Here is a 16,799-nt window from a genome sequence, read left to right as displayed (position 1 = left end):
CAGCCCCGTGTCGACCCCAGGCAATCGACCGCCCCGCCCCCGCTCTATGGTGAACGCCACTTTGATCACTCACCGGAGCGCCCCATGACCAACAAACCGATCACCGTTCTGCGCGATACCCAGCCGATGCCCGTCGTCGATGCCTGCAAGTGGGAGCGCATCGAAGGTGACCCGCACACCGTCAACCTCAATGCCTACACCTCCGAAGATGGAAGCAAGATCATGGGCACCTGGATCTGCACACCCGGCAAATGGCGCGTGGATTACGTGAAGTGGGAGTACTGCCACTTCCAGGAAGGCTACTGCATCATCACCCCGGACGGCATGGAGCCGATCCACCTCAGGGCCGGCGACATCTTCGTGGTCGAGCCTTGTATGAAAGGCACCTGGGAAGTGGTGGAAACGGTGCGCAAGTACTTCGTGTTCGCCTGACGCATCGTCGAAAAACCGCCCCTCGGGGCGGAATGTTATTCACTTAAAGTTGCACACGTTTGGCCCCCTCTCCCATTTATTGGGGGCACGCCTAGTGGAGAGGGGTTGGGGGAGAGGGCTGAGAACACCGCAAAACTGCCAGTTTCCCCCTCGCCGAACGCGGCCCGCCCTAACCCTCTCCCCAAAGGGGCGAGGTGACTAATCGCGTCCGACCATTGCTTATGTGAACAGCATTACCCCTCGGGGCGGGTATTTCAGACTGGTACCCCCCATGGAAAAGGCTCTAAATAGCAACTATGGGACTGGCTGAGGCGTTAGGCACAGCTGTGCTCAGAGAGCTATTTCTCATCCAACGCAACTGCAGCGTTCTTCCCTATCGGAGTTGCCATGGATATAGAAAGTCTGTTCGCTCGACTGCACACCCTGCCCAGCATTCCGAAGGTCGCGCAGGAGCTGATTCAACAGTTCGACAACCCGTCTTCGAGCCTGGAAAGCGTGGCGCGCAATATCGAGCACGCCCCGGTCATCGCTGCCAAGGTACTGCGCCTGGCCAACTCGCCTCGTTTTCGCGGGGCCCGTGCCCCGGGTCACGACTCAGCGCATGCAGCACTGCTTGTACTTCTTGCCACTGCCGCAGGTGCAGGGGTCGTTACGCCCGACTTTAGCCTCCTCGCGGCGCACCGGCAGCAGCGGGTCCAGGTTATCCTGCCAATACTGGAAAAGCTCGACGGCGGCGGGTTCGAGCAACGCCGTACTGGCGTCGTACTCGGCGTCGGTCATGGCCTTGAGCGTCGCGCTGCCGCTTTCATCGCCATGCAGGGTGATCAGCGCCAGAGCTGCCGCCACCGACTCCGGCAGCGATGCATCGAGCCAGCCGGCCACCGCCGCACCACGCAGGTAACCCGCGCACCATTCGGAGACGATCAGCTTCTCGCCCTTGCCGTTGTTGTCGGCCAGGAAGATCGCTTCGTAGTCGTCCGGCTCTTCGGCGAGCATGTAGGCGGCCTCGCTCATCAGCTCGACGGCCAGTTTCATGAAACGTTCGCCATCCTTGTCACTCGGCCACTGCGGCGGCTGGTCAGCCCAGATCGCCGAATACCAGATGGCAGGCGCAACCTGGCGCGGGGCGGAGACGATGGCGGCGAAGAAGCCGTCCAGTTCGCTGGCAGAGAGGATCGAGTCATCGTTGCCGTACTTGAGCAGCCACTGATCGAGCTTCTCCAACCCTCTGTTGTCCATCGCCACGCCTCCGCCTGAAAAAGGCCGCTACTGTACCTGCATCGGCACGTATTGCCAGCCGTCCGGCATCTGGTGAGTGCCCAGCGGGCCACAGCCCGGTACAATGCGCGCCTTGCCCGTGTGCCAGCCTGATAAAAGAAAACACCATGTCCTTGCCCAAGAACCACCTGGAACTGCTCAGCCCTGCGCGTGACGTCGAAATCGCCCGCGAGGCCATTCTGCATGGCGCCGACGCCATCTATATCGGCGGCCCGAGCTACGGCGCGCGGCACAACGCCTGCAACGAGGTGAGCGAGATCGCCAAGCTGGTGGAGTTCGCCCGGCGCTACCATGCACGGGTGTTCACCACGCTCAACACCATCTTCCACGACGACGAGCTGGAGCAGGTACGTACGCTGATCCACCAGCTCTACGACGCAGGCGTGGATGCGCTGATCGTGCAAGACATGGGGGTGATGGAGCTGGATATTCCGCCCATCGAGCTGCACGCCAGCACCCAGACCGACATTCGCACCCTGGCACGGGCCAAGTTTCTCGACCAGGCCGGTTTCTCCCAACTGGTACTGGCACGCGAGCTGAACCTGCAGGAAATCCGTCAGATCGCCGATGCCACCGATGCCGCCATCGAGTTCTTCATCCACGGCGCGCTATGCGTGGCCTTCTCCGGCCAGTGCAACATCTCCCACGCGCAGACCGGGCGCAGCGCCAACCGTGGCGACTGCTCGCAGGCCTGCCGCCTGCCCTACACCCTCAAGGATGAAAAAGGCGGCGTAATCGCCTATGAAAAACACCTGCTGTCGATGAAGGACAACAACCAGAGCGCCAACCTGCGCGCCCTGGTCGAGGCTGGCGTGCGCTCGTTCAAGATCGAGGGCCGCTACAAGGACGTGGCCTACGTGAAGAACATCACCGCCCACTACCGCCGCGAGCTTGACGCCATTCTCGAAGACCGCCCGGACCTCGCTCGCGCCTCCAGCGGCCGTACCGCGCACTTCTTCGTGCCCGATCCGGACAAGACCTTCCACCGTGGCAGCACCGACTACTTCGTCACTGAGCGCAAGGTGGATATCGGCGCCTTCGATTCGCCCACCTTTACCGGCCTGCTGGTCGGCAGCGTGGAGAAGGTGAACAAGCGCGACCTGATCGCCGTTACCCATGAGCCGCTGTCCAACGGCGACGGCCTCAACGTGCTGGTCAAGCGCGAGGTGGTGGGTTTCCGCGCCAATATCGCTGAACTCAAAGGTGAGTTCGAGGAAGACGGCGAGAAGCGCTACCGCTACCGCGTCGAGCCCAACGAGATGCCCGAAGGCCTGTTCCGCTTGCGCCCGAATCATCCGCTCTCGCGCAACCTCGACCACAACTGGCAGCAGGCGCTGCAACGCACCAGCGCCGAGCGCCGTATTGGCGTGAGCTGGAAGACCGAGCTGCGTGAAGACGCCCTCAAGCTCACCGCCACCAGCGAAGAGGGCATCAGTGTTGACGTCGCCCTGCCCGGCCCGTTCGGTGTGGCCAACAAGCCGGGACAGGCACTCGATGGCCTGCGTGACCTGCTCACCCAGCTCGGCACCACCATCTACCACGCCCAAAGCGTGACGCTGGATGCGCCGCAAGCGTTCTTCGTGCCCAACTCGCAGCTCAAGGCACTGCGCCGCGACGCCATCGAAGCACTCACCGAAGCGCGCATCGCTGCCCATCCACGTGGCGGCCGCAAGGCCGAGACCGACCCAGCGCCGGTGTACCCGGAATCGCACCTGTCGTTCCTGGCCAACGTTTACAACCAGAAGGCCCGCGACTTCTACCACCGCCACGGCGTGCAACTGATCGACGCTGCCTACGAGGCGCACGAAGAAGAAGGCGAAGTGCCGGTGATGATCACCAAGCACTGCCTGCGCTTCTCCTTCAACCTGTGTCCGAAACAGGCCAAGGGTGTAACCGGCGTGAAGACCAAGGTCGCACCGATGCAGCTGGTACATGGCGATGAAGTGCTGACCCTGAAGTTCGACTGCAAGCCGTGTGAGATGCACGTGATCGGCAAGATGAAGGGCCACATTCTCGACCTGCCGCAACCGGGCAGCGCGGCGACCCAGGTGGTCGGGCACATTTCACCCGACGACCTGCTCAAGACCATTCGCCAGAAGCCGGGTTACAGCCACTGAGCCCAGCCTCGCCTGTTGTGGTGGCCCGGATGCAATCCTGGCCACCACAACTATCGCCAGCAAGCTGGCTCCCACGGATCGCGAACTAGGCCCGCGCTGCACTCGCCGGGCTGAGCATCTCGATCTCGCGAATGTCGAAATCACGTCTCAGGTAGTCCATGCGCTTGTCGTGAAACGCGCGCATGTGTGGCAACGCCGTGTGCTCGGCTAGCGCCTCCCGCGATGCCCACACCTCGTAGAAGATGAACAGGGTCGGGTCCTGTGCATCGCGCAGCATGTGGTATTCGATGCAGCCAGGCTCGGTGCGACTGGGTTCGACATAGGCGCGAAACAGTTGCTCGAAGGCCTCGGCCTGCTCGGGATGGGTGTGCGCGTGAAGGATAAAGCCGTACATGGGTGCAGGCGCCTCGATGTGGGGAAGATGCCTCACCTTAGCGCAGCATTCAGCGAGCCTTTCATGATTTTCAGTCAACAATAATTTGACCGTTTCGCGGTGTTTCGCACGCGCAGGGCTGGATAACCTGCAGCCACATTTTTTGGAGAAACACCATGAAAAAGATCCTCCTGCTCAACGGCGGCAAAGCGTTCGCCCATTCCCACGGCCAGTACAACACCACCCTGCATGACGCAGCAGTGGCCTTCCTCGACCGCGCCGGATTCGACGTCAAGACCACCTTTATCGACGGCGGCTACGACGTCGAAGAAGAAGTGCAGAAATTTCTCTGGGCCGATGTGGTGATCTACCAGATGCCCGGCTGGTGGATGGGCGCTCCCTGGACGGTGAAGAAGTACCTCGACGAGGTGTTCACCGCCGGTCACGGCAGCCTCTATGCCAACGACGGGCGTACGCGCTCCGACGCCTCGCAGAAGTACGGCAGCGGCGGGCTCATCCAGGGCAAGCAGTACATGCTGTCGCTGACCTGGAACGCCCCAGTGCAGGCCTTCGAGGACCCGACCGATTTCTTCGAAGGCAAAGGCGTGGACGCGGTGTACTTCCCCTTCCACAAGGCCAACGAATTCCTCGGCATGACTGGCCTGCCCACCTTCATCTGCAATGATGTGATGAAAGTACCGGCCATCGAGCAGGACGTGGCGCGCTACGAGCAGCACCTCGCCCAGGTGTTCGGCGTCGCCTGACGCAGGCGCTCGCTCATTGCCCGCCGAACAGCGCCGTCCAATAGATGCCAGCATCGCTCTGCGGGTCGTTGGCATAGGCAGCGCCTAGCTCGCTGAACTCCGGGTTCATGATGTTGGCGCAGTGCCCGGAGCTGGCCAGCCAGCCCTCGACCACCTTGGCGGTGGTATCCAGCGCTGCGGCGATGTTCTCGCCGACCTTGGTACCGCTGTAACCCGCCAGCTCCGCGCGGTCACCCGGCGTGAGGCCGTCACGCCCCTGATGAGCGAAGAAATTGCCATTGGCCATGGCCCGGCTATGGCTCTCGGCGGCGCTGCCCAGTTCGTCGCTCCATACCAGCGGCGTAGTAGCGGCAAAGGCCTGGTCACCGCACTGGCGCGCCTCGGCGCGAGCGGAGTTGATCAGCAGGAGCAGACTTTCCCCCTCGGTCTGCCATGTTTGCAGCCGCCCACTGAGCAGCGGCCGAGCCAGTACGATGCGCCAGTCGCGATCCTGCTGACTGACGCCGATATCGATGAACTGAGGGTCGAGCATCACGCGACAGAAGCTCTCGCTCAAGGCCTGCATGGCAGCCTGCGCATTGCGCGGGCCGGAGAGCGTGATGGCCTGTACGTTGACCAACGGGTAACCGGCCGCGCTCAGCGAATCCTGCAGGTCCGCAGTGCCGTTGGCAGGCAGGATCAGGCGTGGATCGTTGGTCAACGGTGGCAATGGCTCGGAGGCCTGCACGCCGCAGCGTTGCACCTCGCTGCGATAGCTGTTGATCGTCTCGATCAGCTCAAGGTCCTCAGCCGCCTGAGCCGTGCCCGCAATCCCCATCAACAGCAGCGCCAGCAGGCAGCCTTGCCTTCCCCATTTGCTCATTGTTGTTGTCATACAGCCTTCTCCCAACTAACGTCGTGATTCTGACGCAATTCCCGGCGCAGGGTCATGGCCGGTTTCCTGATCCCATCGAACGCCCGCGTACATTGGCATCGCGGCCGAACGGCAGGGTTCCTGCATGACGCCATCTATCGTCATCACACAACTTATGCACTCGCCTCTCCCGCCTGAGAACACTAATGCCCGGTTACTTCGCCAAGAACGAACAACATCGCCGCCTGGTCCTTAAAGCCTTGCTAGGGATCACCTTGAGCGGCGGTTTGTTCTTCTCGGTCGTCAATCTGTTGCACGACAACTGGCTGTTGGCCGGTCTGGAGATCGGCTACGCCGCGGTGTCGCTGTATTTGCTGACCATCATCGATAAAACACGCAACCTGCAGCTATTGACCGCAATTTACCTGCTGCCGTTCTTCAGCATCATGATTGTGGCGCTGTCTCAGACCACCACTACCTTCGCGGTGTTCGCCTGGATCCAGACAATTCCGATCATCTGCTATCTATTACTGGGGTTGCGCCTGGGGATGTACGGCTCGATCGTGTTCGTCGGTGTCGGCCTGTTCGTCTTCAGTCAGCGGTTTTCGTCCGATGAATTGCTGCAAAACGTCGAGATCATCGCCAATCTCGGCCTCGCCAGCTTGGCGGTGATGATTTTCGCGCACATCTACGAGCGCAGCCGCCTGCTCAATGAGCAGCGCCTGACCGAGCAGGCGACCACCGGCTCTCTGACCAGCCAGCCAAACCGCCTGAAGCTGGCCGAGGTATTCGAGCGTGAGCGTGCCCATGCGTTGCGCAATGGCACGCCGCTTTCGCTGGTATTCGTCGATATCGACCACTTCAAGCAGATCAACGACCGCTTTGGCCACGAAGTCGGTGACCGTGCCCTGGTTCACTTCGCCAAGGTGCTGGCGCAGCGTTTACGGGTCAATGATCTGTTCTGTCGCCTGGGCGGTGAGGAATTTGCGGTGCTGCTGCCAGGCAGCAAGGCAGCGCAAGCTCGGGAAATCGCCGAAAGCCTGCGCGAACGCCTGGTTGCGCAATCGCTGACGGTGGATGAAACCACGCTGCACATGACGTTGAGCGCTGGCGTGGCCTGTTTCGGGGTAGATGGGCAATCACTGGACGAGCTGATGCTGGCGGCAGACAGGCGCACCTACGCGGCCAAGCGCGCCGGGCGTAACCGGGTGATCACCCGAGAGGACGTAGAACCCATTCTGGGCTGAACGGCTGCGGATCAGACGTAGATGCTGACTCCGCCCTTTTCCTGCAGCCACTGGCGGTAGGTTTCCAGCGAGTCGGTCTGCTGGTCGCCGTTGTAACCGGCGATGCGCACGCTGCCATCCATGCCGGCATCCACCATCTTCTGCACCTGCGCCAGCAGCTTGGCGGCATCGTCGCGATCGAGCTGCGTCACATCCGGCAATTGAATCACCGAAGGCCTAGTCGGCTGACTGTCGCCACTGCGCTGCACGGTATTGCTGGCCTGCGCCGCGCCACCATTCATCGCGCGTAGTAGTCCACCCTCACTGCGCGCCACCACCTGTTTGGCAAAACGCCGCAAGTCGGCAACTGGATCCTGACTGGCCTGACCGTTGGCTTCGCCGCTGGTCGCAGTCGAGCGATTGTTGAGCTGGCTACCGTAGTAGCTGAGCATGGCAGGCGTGCTGTTGTTGATACTGGTCATGAGGCCTCCGCGAAATCCGTTCGCCTGATGCATAGCAGATTCCGGGCCAGCCGCTGCAGACCAGTAAATACGCGGCTTTCATACGACGTCGCGGCATGGACTTGCCACCCCGAGGCAAGGGTTTGCCAATAGCGGTCAACCCAATAGATCGACCATTACCGCGTTGCTGTAGATCAGGCAGCCATCTTCGGCGCTGTAGCCGACCAGATGAAACTGGCCACGCCCCTCTTCGCCGCCAATGTAGACGCGCCATTTGCATTCACTCAGTGGGCCGAAGCCCTCCGGCATGACCAGCTCCAACGTCTGCATGTCTGCGTCGATCATCGCGTCCCGGACGCCGCTGCGCTGCAATTGCTCCTCAGCCTGCTCCAGGCGCAAGTGCTCCGCCTCGCTGACATAGAACTGCATAGTGCCGATAGGGATGGATTTGCTGTCATTGTCGGCCTTGCGCCAACCGTCGATGCTCAGGGTGTTCATCCGCAAGTCTCCTCAGTGAAGCCTGAGTTCAGGGCAAATGCCCACTTACAGAAGATGGGACAAGCCAGACGCCGAAACGGCTCCTGACAGATGGACGAACGGCCGACCGTTTGCTTGTCGAGGCGATTGCGCTAGGCTCTGCACCTTCATTGATAGGAGGTACTCCCATGGCCCGCGCCACTGCCCGCCACATCCTGGTTGCCAGCGAAGACAAGTGCAACGAACTGAAAGCCGCCATCGAGGGCGGTGCCGATTTCGCCCAACTGGCCCGCGACAACTCCTCCTGCCCGTCCGGCCGTAGCGGCGGTGATCTGGGTTCCTTCGGCCCGGGCCAGATGGTCAAGGAATTCGACACCGTGGTGTTCAGCGCACCGGTCGGCGTGGTGCAAGGCCCGGTCAAGACTCAGTTCGGTTATCACCTGCTGGAAGTCACCAGCCGTCAGGACTGATTCTCTCGCAATGGAAAAGCCACCCGCCGGTGGTTTTTCCGTTGCCCACGCTGTTCAGTCCCACGGCAGGGCTCTGGCTTTATGAAACGCGGTACCCGCCTCACCTTCATCCTGCTGGTATTCATATGCCTGTCGCTGGCATTGCTGACGGCCTGGCAGATCTGGTTTTCCCGCGAGCGTGCCCTGCATGATCTGAACGTGGCCAATCTCAACCTGGCGCGTGCCCTGGACAATTACAGCGAAGGGGTGATTCGCCAATCCGAGCTGGTATTGGTGGAGCTGGCAGAACGCCTGGAGCACGAAGGCAAGGGTCGGGCACATCTCGATCGCCTGCAGCAGGTCGTGCAGGAACAGAGCCGGGTGCTCAAGCTGGCCAGCACCATCATCATCTACAACGCCAAGGGTGACCGCCTGCTGGTATCGCGGGGCGATATCAATGCGCGCCCGAACGCCGCCGATCGTGCGTTCTTCATCCATCATCGCGACAATCCCTCGCCCGAGACGTTCATCGGCCCGACCATCAAGAGCCGCCTGGCGCACGAGTGGGTATTCACCGTCAGCCGGCGCCTGAACGATACCGACGGCAATTTCTCCGGCGTGGTGGCCATCACGTTGAGCGTGAAGCATTTCCTCCAGCTGTTCGGCAGCCTCGATCTGGGCCAGCAAGGCACGATGAGCCTCTCAGCCAGCGATGGCACCCTGCTGTTTCGCCAGCCCTTCCGTGAACAGGATGTGGGGCTGGATTGGTCGAGCTCGCCGATCTTTCAGACATTACGCGAACGGCAACAGGCCACGACCACACAGGTCTCCCGCATCGATGGCATCGAGCGCCTGTACGCGTTCCGCCATAACAGCAACCTCCCCCTGATCACTGTGGTGGCGCTGGGTCGCGATGAGGCACTAACGGCCTGGCGCCGTGATGCACGACTGTTCGCCACGGTGGTTCTGATCCTGCTGCTCGCCGTCGCTATCATCGGCCTGCGGCTACTTGTCGACATGCACCGTCGCTCGCGCGCCGAGCGCCAACTGCTCAGCGCCCGGGAAGAACTGCTCGACGCCAATGCCCGCCTGGAAATACTGGCTTCGCAGGACGCCCTGACCGGCCTGGCCAACCGTCGCAGCTTCGACCAGACGCTGGAAGTGGAAATTCGCCGTGCGCAGCGCCAGGGTTCAGACCTTACCCTGATGCTGCTCGATATCGACCTGTTCAAGCGCTACAACGATCACTACGGCCACCTGGCGGGTGACGAATGCCTGCGCAGCGTCGCCGACCTGCTCCAGCGCTGCATGCGTCGCCCCGGCGACCTGGCGGCACGCTACGGCGGCGAAGAACTGGCCGTGATTCTGCCGAACACCAGTAGCGAGGGCGCCGAAGCCATCGCTCTCGCGTTCATGACAAACCTGGAGCACAGCGCACTGCCGCATGAGAACAGTCCATTCCAGAGAATTACAGTGAGCATCGGCCTGGCCAGCCTGAGCCCCGGCACCCAGGACAGCGCCACAAGCGCTCTGAGCCTGATCGACGCAGCGGACCAGGCGCTGTATCGGGCCAAGGCCAATGGTCGCAACCGCCTGGAAAGTGCAGCACGCCAGGATGCAGTGGACAGGTGACAAGTCGGCCGGAGCGATTCAGCATCCCTGCTACTGTCAGCCATAAATGAGCAGTCACGATGAGCAACGACACCTCGCACCCGCTGCAAAAACTCGCCCAGACCCTGCTCGGCAAAGCCCCCCACGAACTCGAGCCGGAAGAAAGCCATGTGCTCGAACAGATTCGCCAGCGTCGCCCCATCAGCCGCGATGCTGCCGACGCGTCGGATGAACAATCATCTTTCGGCGAGAGGCTTTCCGACAGGGTCGCATCGGTCGGCGGCTCATGGACCTTCATCATCTGTTTTTCACTGACCATGCTCGGCTGGATGCTGCTCAACACCGACGTGCTGTCGCACTTCGGCATGGCCTTCGACCCCTACCCTTACATTTTCCTCAACCTGATGCTGTCGACCCTGGCCGCCGTCCAGGCGCCGATCATCATGATGAGCCAGAACCGCCAGGCGGCGAAGGATCGCCTGGCCGCGAGCCTGGACTTCGAAGTGAACCTGCGCGCCGAGTTGGAAATCATGCGCCTGCACGAGAAGATCGACCAACGCATCCAGCAGCGTCTGGACCAGATTCTCGAGCGCCTGCCGGAAAAACGCCCGCAAGACTGAGCCGACGCGGGCCGCGTTTGCACCGTAGGGTGCGCCGTGCGCACCAGAGTTCAGGCATTCAGGCCAGGCGCGCAGCGTAGACTACGGTAGCGTCGGCTCGCGCTGCCGCCAGCTATCTAGCAAGCGTCCGCCCCACACGTTGATCAGCAGCCCGGCCATCACCAGCGCCGCACCGACCATCTGCAAGCTGCCGAGGCGCTCATCGAGCAACAGCGCCGAGGAGCTGATACCCACCACCGGCACCAGCAGCGAGAACGGTGCCACCTGGCTGGCCGGGTAACGCGACAGCAGACGACTCCAGAGCCCGTAACCGAGAATGGTGGCACCGAATGCCAGGTAAGCCAGTACCAGCAGCGAGTCCAGGCTGAGACTACGCAGCGACTGGCTGATCAGTTCCGGGCCTTCCAGCCACAGCGATAACGCCAGAAACGGCAGCGGCGGGATCAGGCTGCCCCAGACCACCAGGCCGACCAGATTGACCTTGCCCAGCTTGCGTGTGACCACGTTGCCCAGCGCCCACATCGAGGCAGCGGCGATGGTCAGGGCAAAGCCGGCCAGGGTCATCGCCTGCCCGCCCTGCAGACCGATCAACACCAGGCCGCTGGCCGCCACCAGCAGGCCGAACAGGTTGCTGCCGCGCAGCCGCTCGCCGAGAAACAGCGCGGCGAAAAACAGAGTGAAGAACGCCTGCGACTGCAGCACCAGCGACGCCAGGCCGGCCGGCATGCCGACATACATGGCGTAGAAGAGAAAGGCGAACTGCCCCAGGGAAATGGTCATGCCGTAGGCCAGCATCCAGCGTAGGGGCACCTGCGGCCGACGCACGAAGAGAATCGCCGGAAACGCCGCGAGCATGAAACGCAGGGCGCCCATCAGCATCGGCGGCATGCCGTGCAGGCCGACCTTGATGACCACGAAGTTCAGCCCCCAGACGACGATCACCAGCAGCGCCAGCAGCAGATCCTTGGGGGTCATGAGCACAAACCTCGAGTTGAGTGAGCCGGCATTAGAACAGCCTCACCCCGCAGCAGACAGACACAGAGGCCGAGGAAAAAAGCCACACAGCCACTGCCGGCTGCTAACCTGTGCGCTTCTGTAGTGGTACGCCAAACCCATGACTCTGCAAGATTTCCTTCTGTTCGCCTTGCCTGCAGTGTTTCTCACCGGGCTGTCCAAGGGTGGCTTCGGCGGCGCTCTGGGCGGCATCGCCGTGCCGTTGCTGGCACTGGCCACGTCGCCGAAACAGGCGGTGGCGGTGATGTTGCCAATTCTCTGCCTGGCCGATGTGGTGGGCCTCAAGGCCTACTGGGGCAAGTGGGATACGGCCAATCTCAAGGTCATGCTGCCGGGCGCGGTCATCGGCATCGCCATCGGCTCGATGACTTTCGGTTTGTTCGACGAGCGCGCCATCGGCCTGCTGATCGGCGCCATCGCCATTATCTTCGTCGGGCTCGGCCTGGTAGTTGGCAACCAGGCACCCCGCCCGCTGCATAAAGGACGCGGCACACTGCTGTCGAGCCTGGCCGGCTTCACCAGTTTCGTCGCCCACGCCGGTGGCCCGCCGGTGATGATGCACCTGCTGCCGCAGCAACTGGACAAGGTGCGTTTCGTCGCCACCATCAACCTGTTCTTCCTGCTGACCAACGCAGCGAAGCTGTTTCCCTACGCCGCGCTGGGTCAGTTCACCCAGGAAAACCTGCTGCTCAGTCTGATGCTCGCGCCCATCGTGCCACTAGGCGTTTGGAGCGGCCTGTGGCTGCAATCGCGGGTCAACCACCTGTGGTTCTACCGCATCGCCCGGTTGGGCATTCTGCTGGCGGGCGTGCAGTTGATCTGGCGCTACCTCTGAGTCCGCCGACTGAAATTGCAGGTGCCGACAACCGCGCAAGGCACTAGAATCCGCAGCCTATCCGATCGTCACGCCCAGATTCGCGCGACGCCGTCTCACCTATCGGCCAGGAGACCCCAGATGGGCGCCCAGTGGAAAGCCAAACCCAAAGAAGCCGCCGCCAATGCCCGAGGCAAGATCTTCGGCAAGCTGGTGAAGGAAATCATGATCGCCGCGCGCAACGGCGCCGACCCGGACATGAACCCCAAGCTGCGCCTGGCCGTGCATCAGGCCAAGAAAGCCTCGATGCCCAAGGACACCCTGGAGCGCGCCATCAAGAAAGGCGCCGGCCTGTCCGGTGAAGTGATCAACTACGAGCGCACCCTGTACGAAGGCTTCGCCCCGCACCAGGTGCCGGTGATCGTCGAGTGCCTGACCGATAACGTCAACCGCACCGTCGCCGAGATTCGCGTGCTGTTCCGCAAGGGCCAGCTCGGCGCTTCCGGCTCGGTCAGCTGGGACTTCGACCACGTTGGCCTGATCGAAGCCACTACCGAAGAAGGCGCTGACCCGGAACTGGCGGCCATCGAAGCCGGCGCCCAGGACTTCGTGCCCGATGACGAGGGCTCGACCCTGTTCATCACCGACCCGACCGACCTCGACGCCGTGTGCAAGGCACTGCCGGAACAGGGTTTCACCGTCAACTCGGCCAAGCTCGGCTACCGCCCGAAGAACCCGGTAAGCAGTCTGACGTCGGAGCAGATGGAAGAAGTCGAAGCCTTCCTCGAAGCCATCGACGGCCATGACGACGTGCAGAACGTCTATGTCGGCCTCGCTGGCTGATGTTCGCTGGGCGCCCGAATTGGGCGCCCAACGCTGCTCCCATGCCAACCACCCTGCACATTGCCGCCGCCTGCCTGTTCGACGAACAAGGCCGCCTGCTGCTCGTGCGCAAGCGCAACACCCGATTCTTCATGCTGCCTGGCGGTAAACGCGAACCGGGCGAAGATGCGCTGTCTGCGCTTCAGCGTGAGCTGCTCGAAGAGTTGGAGCTGCAACTACAGGCCGGCGCACTGCAACCACTCGGTCAGTTCCAGGCGCCCGCCGCCAACGAAGCCGATACCTGGGTGCAGGCAGACATCTTTCGCGCCGCCCTCCCCCATGCCGTTCAGCCCGCCGCCGAGCTGGAGGAACTGCGCTGGCTCGATACTTCCCTGCCCCTTCCTGACGACCTGGCGCCTCTGCTGCGCGATCAGGTGCTGCCGGCCCTGAAACGGCTGCCGTCAGTGTAAGAGCGTTGCTCGCGGCATCAAAACCGCTCGCGGTAGTTTCTTGATCCACGACAACGCGGGTGACAACACCAGCGATTAGGCTGCGCCGATAAACAAAACCATTCGCCTTGCCTGCAAACCCCACAGGAAACGAGGTTTGCCATGAGTATCACGTCCGCCCAAATCTGCGAGGCCGCCGACCAGTTGCAGGGTTTCGTCGGCTTCAACGCCAAGACCGAGCAGTACCTGCTGCGATTCTCCGAAGACAGCTTCGGTCTCGACGTACCGGCCGAAACCATCACGCCTACCTGCGAATACGTCTGGCACGCTGACGAGGGCGAACTGATGCGCCTGGATCGCCAACGCCTAGCCTGGCTGCAGGAGCAACGCATCGATGATCGAGTGAATCTCGGTGAGCCGCTGCGCGTCTACCTGCGCCGCAGCGATTTGCCGGAGATCCGTGCGGAGCGGCGACGCCTGACGCCGGCCTGAGATTCAGCGTGTTTCGAGGCATTCGGTGCGCACCAACCCACCGGGACCACAACGGCGGGGTACCCCCGCCCTACGACACGAGCGCTACCCCGTAAGGCGGGTGCAACCCGCCATGCCGGTTCTATCGGGTGACGCGCCCCGCCTCAGCCCAATAGCCGCATGGCGACAGCACCGAGGCCTACGCCGATCAGCAGCAGTACGATCCCACCCAGCCACAGCTTGCCCGCACTGGCCGCAGGTGGCGCGGCAAGGGGGGCCGGCTTGGCCTGAGCCACACGCAGCGGACTGGCCGCCGCCGGCGCTGCCTTGGCGCTGGCACGCACTACTACCTGCGGCACCGGGGCGATCTGCGTAGCGCCGCCGCCAGCTGCCTTGGCAGCCAAAGCTGGCGGTAGGTCCGCCACGCGCATGAACTGGGTGGCATCCTCGTCGGGCGCATCACTCACGTTCACCTTCGGCCCGATCACCAATAGCGTCACCGTGCCCATCTTCAATTGATCACCCGGTTGCAGCACGGCGGTCCTGACCCTCTGCTGGTTGACCAGCACACCGTTGGCCGAGGCGAGGTCCTTGATCTCCAGCACGTCGTCCTTGAGAAAGAACTCGCAATGCCGGCGCGACAGTTCCAGATCGCTGAAGCACAGCTCACACTTGCTCGAACGGCCGAAGGTCATCGAGCCGTGGACATGAAACTTGCGCCCCTGGTGTTCGCCTTGAATCACCTGCAGAAACCAGCGCGGCGCGGCAGCCTCGGGTCTGGCCGCACTTTTCGCCGGGTCGACCAGCTGCAGTTCGACGACGCCCAGGCGCAGGCGATCACCGTCGCGCAACTGAAAGCGTGTACCGACGCGCTGGTCGTTGACCCAGGTGGCGCCCTGACCGGCATCGCTCAGGTAGTAGTAGCCGTGATCCTGGCGGATCTCGGCGTGGAAGCTGGCGATTCCGGCATCGCCAAGCACCAGTTGGTTACGGCTGTCCTGACCGATGGTCAGGCGTTCGTCGGTCAGCCAGACCGGCGCTTGGCGGTTATCCAGGAACTGCAGTCTGAGCATCGTGGTCGCCTCGGGTCAGTCGAATAGATTGTTCAGCAAGCGCTTGATCGGGTTCTGCTGGGCCGGCTGCGCGCTGCGTGGGCTGCTCGCCGCCTGCCGCACGCGCTGCTCGTGGCTGTCATAGAGGGCCAGCAGCCGTTCGTTGTCGGGCTCGGCCTCAAGGCCTTGCTTGATGTGCTCAAGCGCCAGGTTGTACTCGCGCCGGGCATACGCCGCCTCACTCTGCTCGATAAAACGCTGCGCCACGCGATTGATGCCAGCCAGAGCCAGCAGGTTGTCCGGCTCCCAGCCAAGCACCTGGCGAAAGTAATACACCGCACTGTCGTCCTCGGGCAGGATCAGCAAGCCCTCGCCGAGGCGTTGCTCGGCCAGGTCGAGATACTGCTGGATACGTGCCTGCAGCACGCGCTGCAGGCCATCGCTGGCCTGGGCGTTGTCCTCGTCCAGGGCCAGCGCCTGGCGAAAGTAATAATCGGCGTTGTCCTGCGAAGGGGTCAGCAGACGCCCCTCGCTCAGGCGCGTTTCAGCGAGCACGAGCAGCCCGGCGATGCGCTGCTGCAGTTGCCAGTAGTAGCCGCCCGCGCTGCCCATACCGAGCAACAAAAGGCCGAGCACGGCCCAGGGCAGCCAGCGCCGCCGGGGTGGACGAGGCGGCAGGCTGACGCCCGGGCTAAGACGGGTCTGGTCCTGATCGGCGTCCTGCAGCTCATCGAGGCTGGCCAGCAGCACGTGGCAGTCGGCGAAGCGATCTTCCGGGTCCTTGGCCAGCATGCGGTCGAGTAGCCATTGCAGCTCGCTCAGCGACTCCGGAAGCGGCGGCGCCTCTAGCTGCAATTGATTCATCAGGGTCTGGGTGTAGTTAGTGCCGCGAAAGGGGTTATGCCCGCTGAGCATCTCCAGCAGGATCACGCCCAGGCTGTAGATGTCGCTGCGCGCGTCCAGCGCCTGACACTGCGCCTGCTCGGGGCTGCTGTAGGCCGGGCTGCCGACGGCAATGCCGGACTGGGTCAGTTCGCTGTCGAGCTGCAGCTCCTTGGCCACGCCAAAGTCGCTGAGCACGGCGGTGCCATCGTCACGAAACAGGATGTTGCCCGGCTTGATGTCGCGGTGCACCAGGCCCTTGTCGTGCACCAGCGCCAGGGCGCTGGCGATCTGCCGGACGATGCGCAGCGCACGCGCCGGCTCCAGAGTCTGGCCCTTGTACTGAGCCAGATCGCTGCCTGCCAGGTACTCCATGGCGAGGAAATGGCGGCCATCGTCGAGTTGGTCGATGCGGTAAATGGTAATGATCGACGGATGCTGCAGGGACGCGACGGTATGGCCTTCCTTGATGAAGCGCTGAGTGAAGGCTGCGTCCTCGCGATGCAACAGCACCTTGAGCGCCACCTGGCGCTGCAGCGCCTGCTCGGTAGCCAGATAGACCTCGGCCATGCCGCCTTTGCCGAGGCGATGGTGAATGCTGTAACCGGGTACTCTGATGGTGGGCTGGCTCATG

The 16,799-nt window shown here is 62.7% G+C and carries 19 protein-coding genes and 1 pseudogene; 12 read left to right on the top strand and 8 right to left on the bottom strand.

Annotated elements, in window-relative coordinates; translation table 11 throughout:
* The first annotated feature begins 84 nt into the window (after positions 1-84).
* Complete coding sequence (locus AAEQ75_RS15045; RefSeq protein WP_343349510.1) at positions 85-432, top strand: cupin domain-containing protein; 348 nt, start codon at positions 85-87, stop codon at positions 430-432.
* Between the two features lie 387 nt (positions 433-819).
* Positions 820-1,012, top strand: a pseudogene (locus tag AAEQ75_RS15040) (HDOD domain-containing protein); the annotation flags it as partial.
* Positions 1,013-1,026: 14 nt separating this feature from the next.
* On the opposite strand, the gene AAEQ75_RS15035 reads toward AAEQ75_RS15040, so the two are convergent.
* Positions 1,027-1,671, bottom strand: coding sequence for a YecA family protein (locus AAEQ75_RS15035; RefSeq protein ID WP_343349509.1), 645 nt, complete (start codon positions 1,669-1,671; stop codon positions 1,027-1,029).
* Positions 1,672-1,817: 146 nt separating this feature from the next.
* Here AAEQ75_RS15035 and AAEQ75_RS15030 point away from each other — a divergent pair, with 146 nt between their 5' ends.
* The gene (locus AAEQ75_RS15030) at positions 1,818-3,827 is read left to right on the top strand and encodes a peptidase U32 family protein (protein ID WP_343349507.1); all 2,010 of its coding nucleotides are present in this window, start codon (positions 1,818-1,820) and stop codon (positions 3,825-3,827) included.
* Positions 3,828-3,912: 85 nt separating this feature from the next.
* Here AAEQ75_RS15030 and AAEQ75_RS15025 read toward each other — a convergent pair whose 3' ends face one another.
* Positions 3,913-4,221: a putative quinol monooxygenase gene (locus AAEQ75_RS15025; protein ID WP_343349506.1), complete on the bottom strand. Its 309-nt coding sequence runs from the start codon at positions 4,219-4,221 to the stop codon at positions 3,913-3,915.
* A 155-nt stretch (positions 4,222-4,376) separates the two neighbouring features.
* Here AAEQ75_RS15025 and AAEQ75_RS15020 point away from each other — a divergent pair, with 155 nt between their 5' ends.
* Positions 4,377-4,964, top strand: coding sequence for an NAD(P)H-dependent oxidoreductase (locus AAEQ75_RS15020; RefSeq protein ID WP_343349504.1), 588 nt, complete (start codon positions 4,377-4,379; stop codon positions 4,962-4,964).
* Positions 4,965-4,977: 13 nt separating this feature from the next.
* On the opposite strand, the gene AAEQ75_RS15015 is transcribed toward AAEQ75_RS15020, so the two are convergent.
* The gene (locus AAEQ75_RS15015) at positions 4,978-5,826 is read right to left on the bottom strand and encodes a CAP domain-containing protein (RefSeq protein WP_430523419.1); all 849 of its coding nucleotides are present in this window, start codon (positions 5,824-5,826) and stop codon (positions 4,978-4,980) included.
* A 197-nt stretch (positions 5,827-6,023) separates the two neighbouring features.
* Here AAEQ75_RS15015 and AAEQ75_RS15010 point away from each other — a divergent pair, with 197 nt between their 5' ends.
* Positions 6,024-7,064, top strand: a complete 1,041-nt coding sequence (locus tag AAEQ75_RS15010; RefSeq protein ID WP_343349499.1) for a GGDEF domain-containing protein — start codon at positions 6,024-6,026, stop codon at positions 7,062-7,064.
* Between the two features lie 11 nt (positions 7,065-7,075).
* Here the strand turns inward: AAEQ75_RS15010 and AAEQ75_RS15005 are convergent, their stop codons facing one another.
* A complete protein-coding gene (locus tag AAEQ75_RS15005; RefSeq protein WP_343349497.1) occupies positions 7,076-7,525 on the bottom strand; it encodes a hypothetical protein in 450 nt (149 codons plus the stop codon).
* Positions 7,526-7,660: 135 nt separating this feature from the next.
* Positions 7,661-8,002, bottom strand: coding sequence for a hypothetical protein (locus tag AAEQ75_RS15000; RefSeq protein ID WP_343349495.1), 342 nt, complete (start codon positions 8,000-8,002; stop codon positions 7,661-7,663).
* A 167-nt stretch (positions 8,003-8,169) separates the two neighbouring features.
* On the opposite strand from AAEQ75_RS15000, the gene AAEQ75_RS14995 reads away from it, so the two are divergent.
* The 3 genes from AAEQ75_RS14995 to AAEQ75_RS14985 all read left to right on the top strand — a co-directional run bounded on the left by AAEQ75_RS14995 (position 8,170) and on the right by AAEQ75_RS14985 (position 10,661).
* Positions 8,170-8,451, top strand: coding sequence for a peptidylprolyl isomerase (locus AAEQ75_RS14995; RefSeq protein ID WP_024309017.1), 282 nt, complete (start codon positions 8,170-8,172; stop codon positions 8,449-8,451).
* A gap of 81 nt (positions 8,452-8,532) precedes the next feature.
* Positions 8,533-10,062, top strand: coding sequence for a GGDEF domain-containing protein (locus AAEQ75_RS14990; RefSeq protein WP_343349493.1), 1,530 nt, complete (start codon positions 8,533-8,535; stop codon positions 10,060-10,062).
* Positions 10,063-10,121: 59 nt separating this feature from the next.
* Complete coding sequence (locus tag AAEQ75_RS14985; protein WP_179574151.1) at positions 10,122-10,661, top strand: DUF1003 domain-containing protein; 540 nt, start codon at positions 10,122-10,124, stop codon at positions 10,659-10,661.
* An 81-nt stretch (positions 10,662-10,742) separates the two neighbouring features.
* Here AAEQ75_RS14985 and AAEQ75_RS14980 read toward each other — a convergent pair whose 3' ends face one another.
* On the bottom strand, positions 10,743-11,636 hold the full coding sequence (locus AAEQ75_RS14980) for an EamA family transporter (protein WP_343349489.1): 894 nt from the start codon (positions 11,634-11,636) through the stop codon (positions 10,743-10,745).
* A gap of 139 nt (positions 11,637-11,775) precedes the next feature.
* Between AAEQ75_RS14980 and AAEQ75_RS14975 the strand changes: the two genes are divergently transcribed.
* From AAEQ75_RS14975 to AAEQ75_RS14960, 4 genes are all read left to right on the top strand, one after another.
* A complete protein-coding gene (locus AAEQ75_RS14975; protein ID WP_343349487.1) occupies positions 11,776-12,510 on the top strand; it encodes a sulfite exporter TauE/SafE family protein in 735 nt (244 codons plus the stop codon).
* Between the two features lie 120 nt (positions 12,511-12,630).
* Positions 12,631-13,332: a YebC/PmpR family DNA-binding transcriptional regulator gene (locus tag AAEQ75_RS14970; RefSeq protein WP_343349485.1), complete on the top strand. Its 702-nt coding sequence runs from the start codon at positions 12,631-12,633 to the stop codon at positions 13,330-13,332.
* Positions 13,333-13,373: 41 nt separating this feature from the next.
* Positions 13,374-13,781 (top strand): NUDIX hydrolase, encoded by a 408-nt coding sequence (locus tag AAEQ75_RS14965; protein WP_343349482.1) that lies wholly within the window; start codon positions 13,374-13,376, stop codon positions 13,779-13,781.
* A 141-nt stretch (positions 13,782-13,922) separates the two neighbouring features.
* Positions 13,923-14,252, top strand: a complete 330-nt coding sequence (locus AAEQ75_RS14960; protein WP_143507836.1) for a DUF2025 family protein — start codon at positions 13,923-13,925, stop codon at positions 14,250-14,252.
* Positions 14,253-14,395: 143 nt separating this feature from the next.
* Here AAEQ75_RS14960 and AAEQ75_RS14955 read toward each other — a convergent pair whose 3' ends face one another.
* Both AAEQ75_RS14955 and AAEQ75_RS14950 read right to left on the bottom strand, forming a co-directional pair.
* The gene (locus tag AAEQ75_RS14955; RefSeq protein ID WP_343349479.1) at positions 14,396-15,304 is read right to left on the bottom strand and encodes an FHA domain-containing protein; all 909 of its coding nucleotides are present in this window, start codon (positions 15,302-15,304) and stop codon (positions 14,396-14,398) included.
* Between the two features lie 15 nt (positions 15,305-15,319).
* Positions 15,320-16,798, bottom strand: coding sequence for a serine/threonine-protein kinase (locus tag AAEQ75_RS14950; RefSeq protein ID WP_343349478.1), 1,479 nt, complete (start codon positions 16,796-16,798; stop codon positions 15,320-15,322).
* Position 16,799: the final 1 nt, after the last annotated feature.

This window comes from Pseudomonas sediminis, from assembly GCF_039555755.1.
Lineage (GTDB): Bacteria > Pseudomonadota > Gammaproteobacteria > Pseudomonadales > Pseudomonadaceae > Aquipseudomonas > Aquipseudomonas mendocina_D.
The sequence above is the reverse complement of the archived record's forward strand: the minus strand, read 5'-3'. Positions and strand labels throughout refer to the sequence as shown.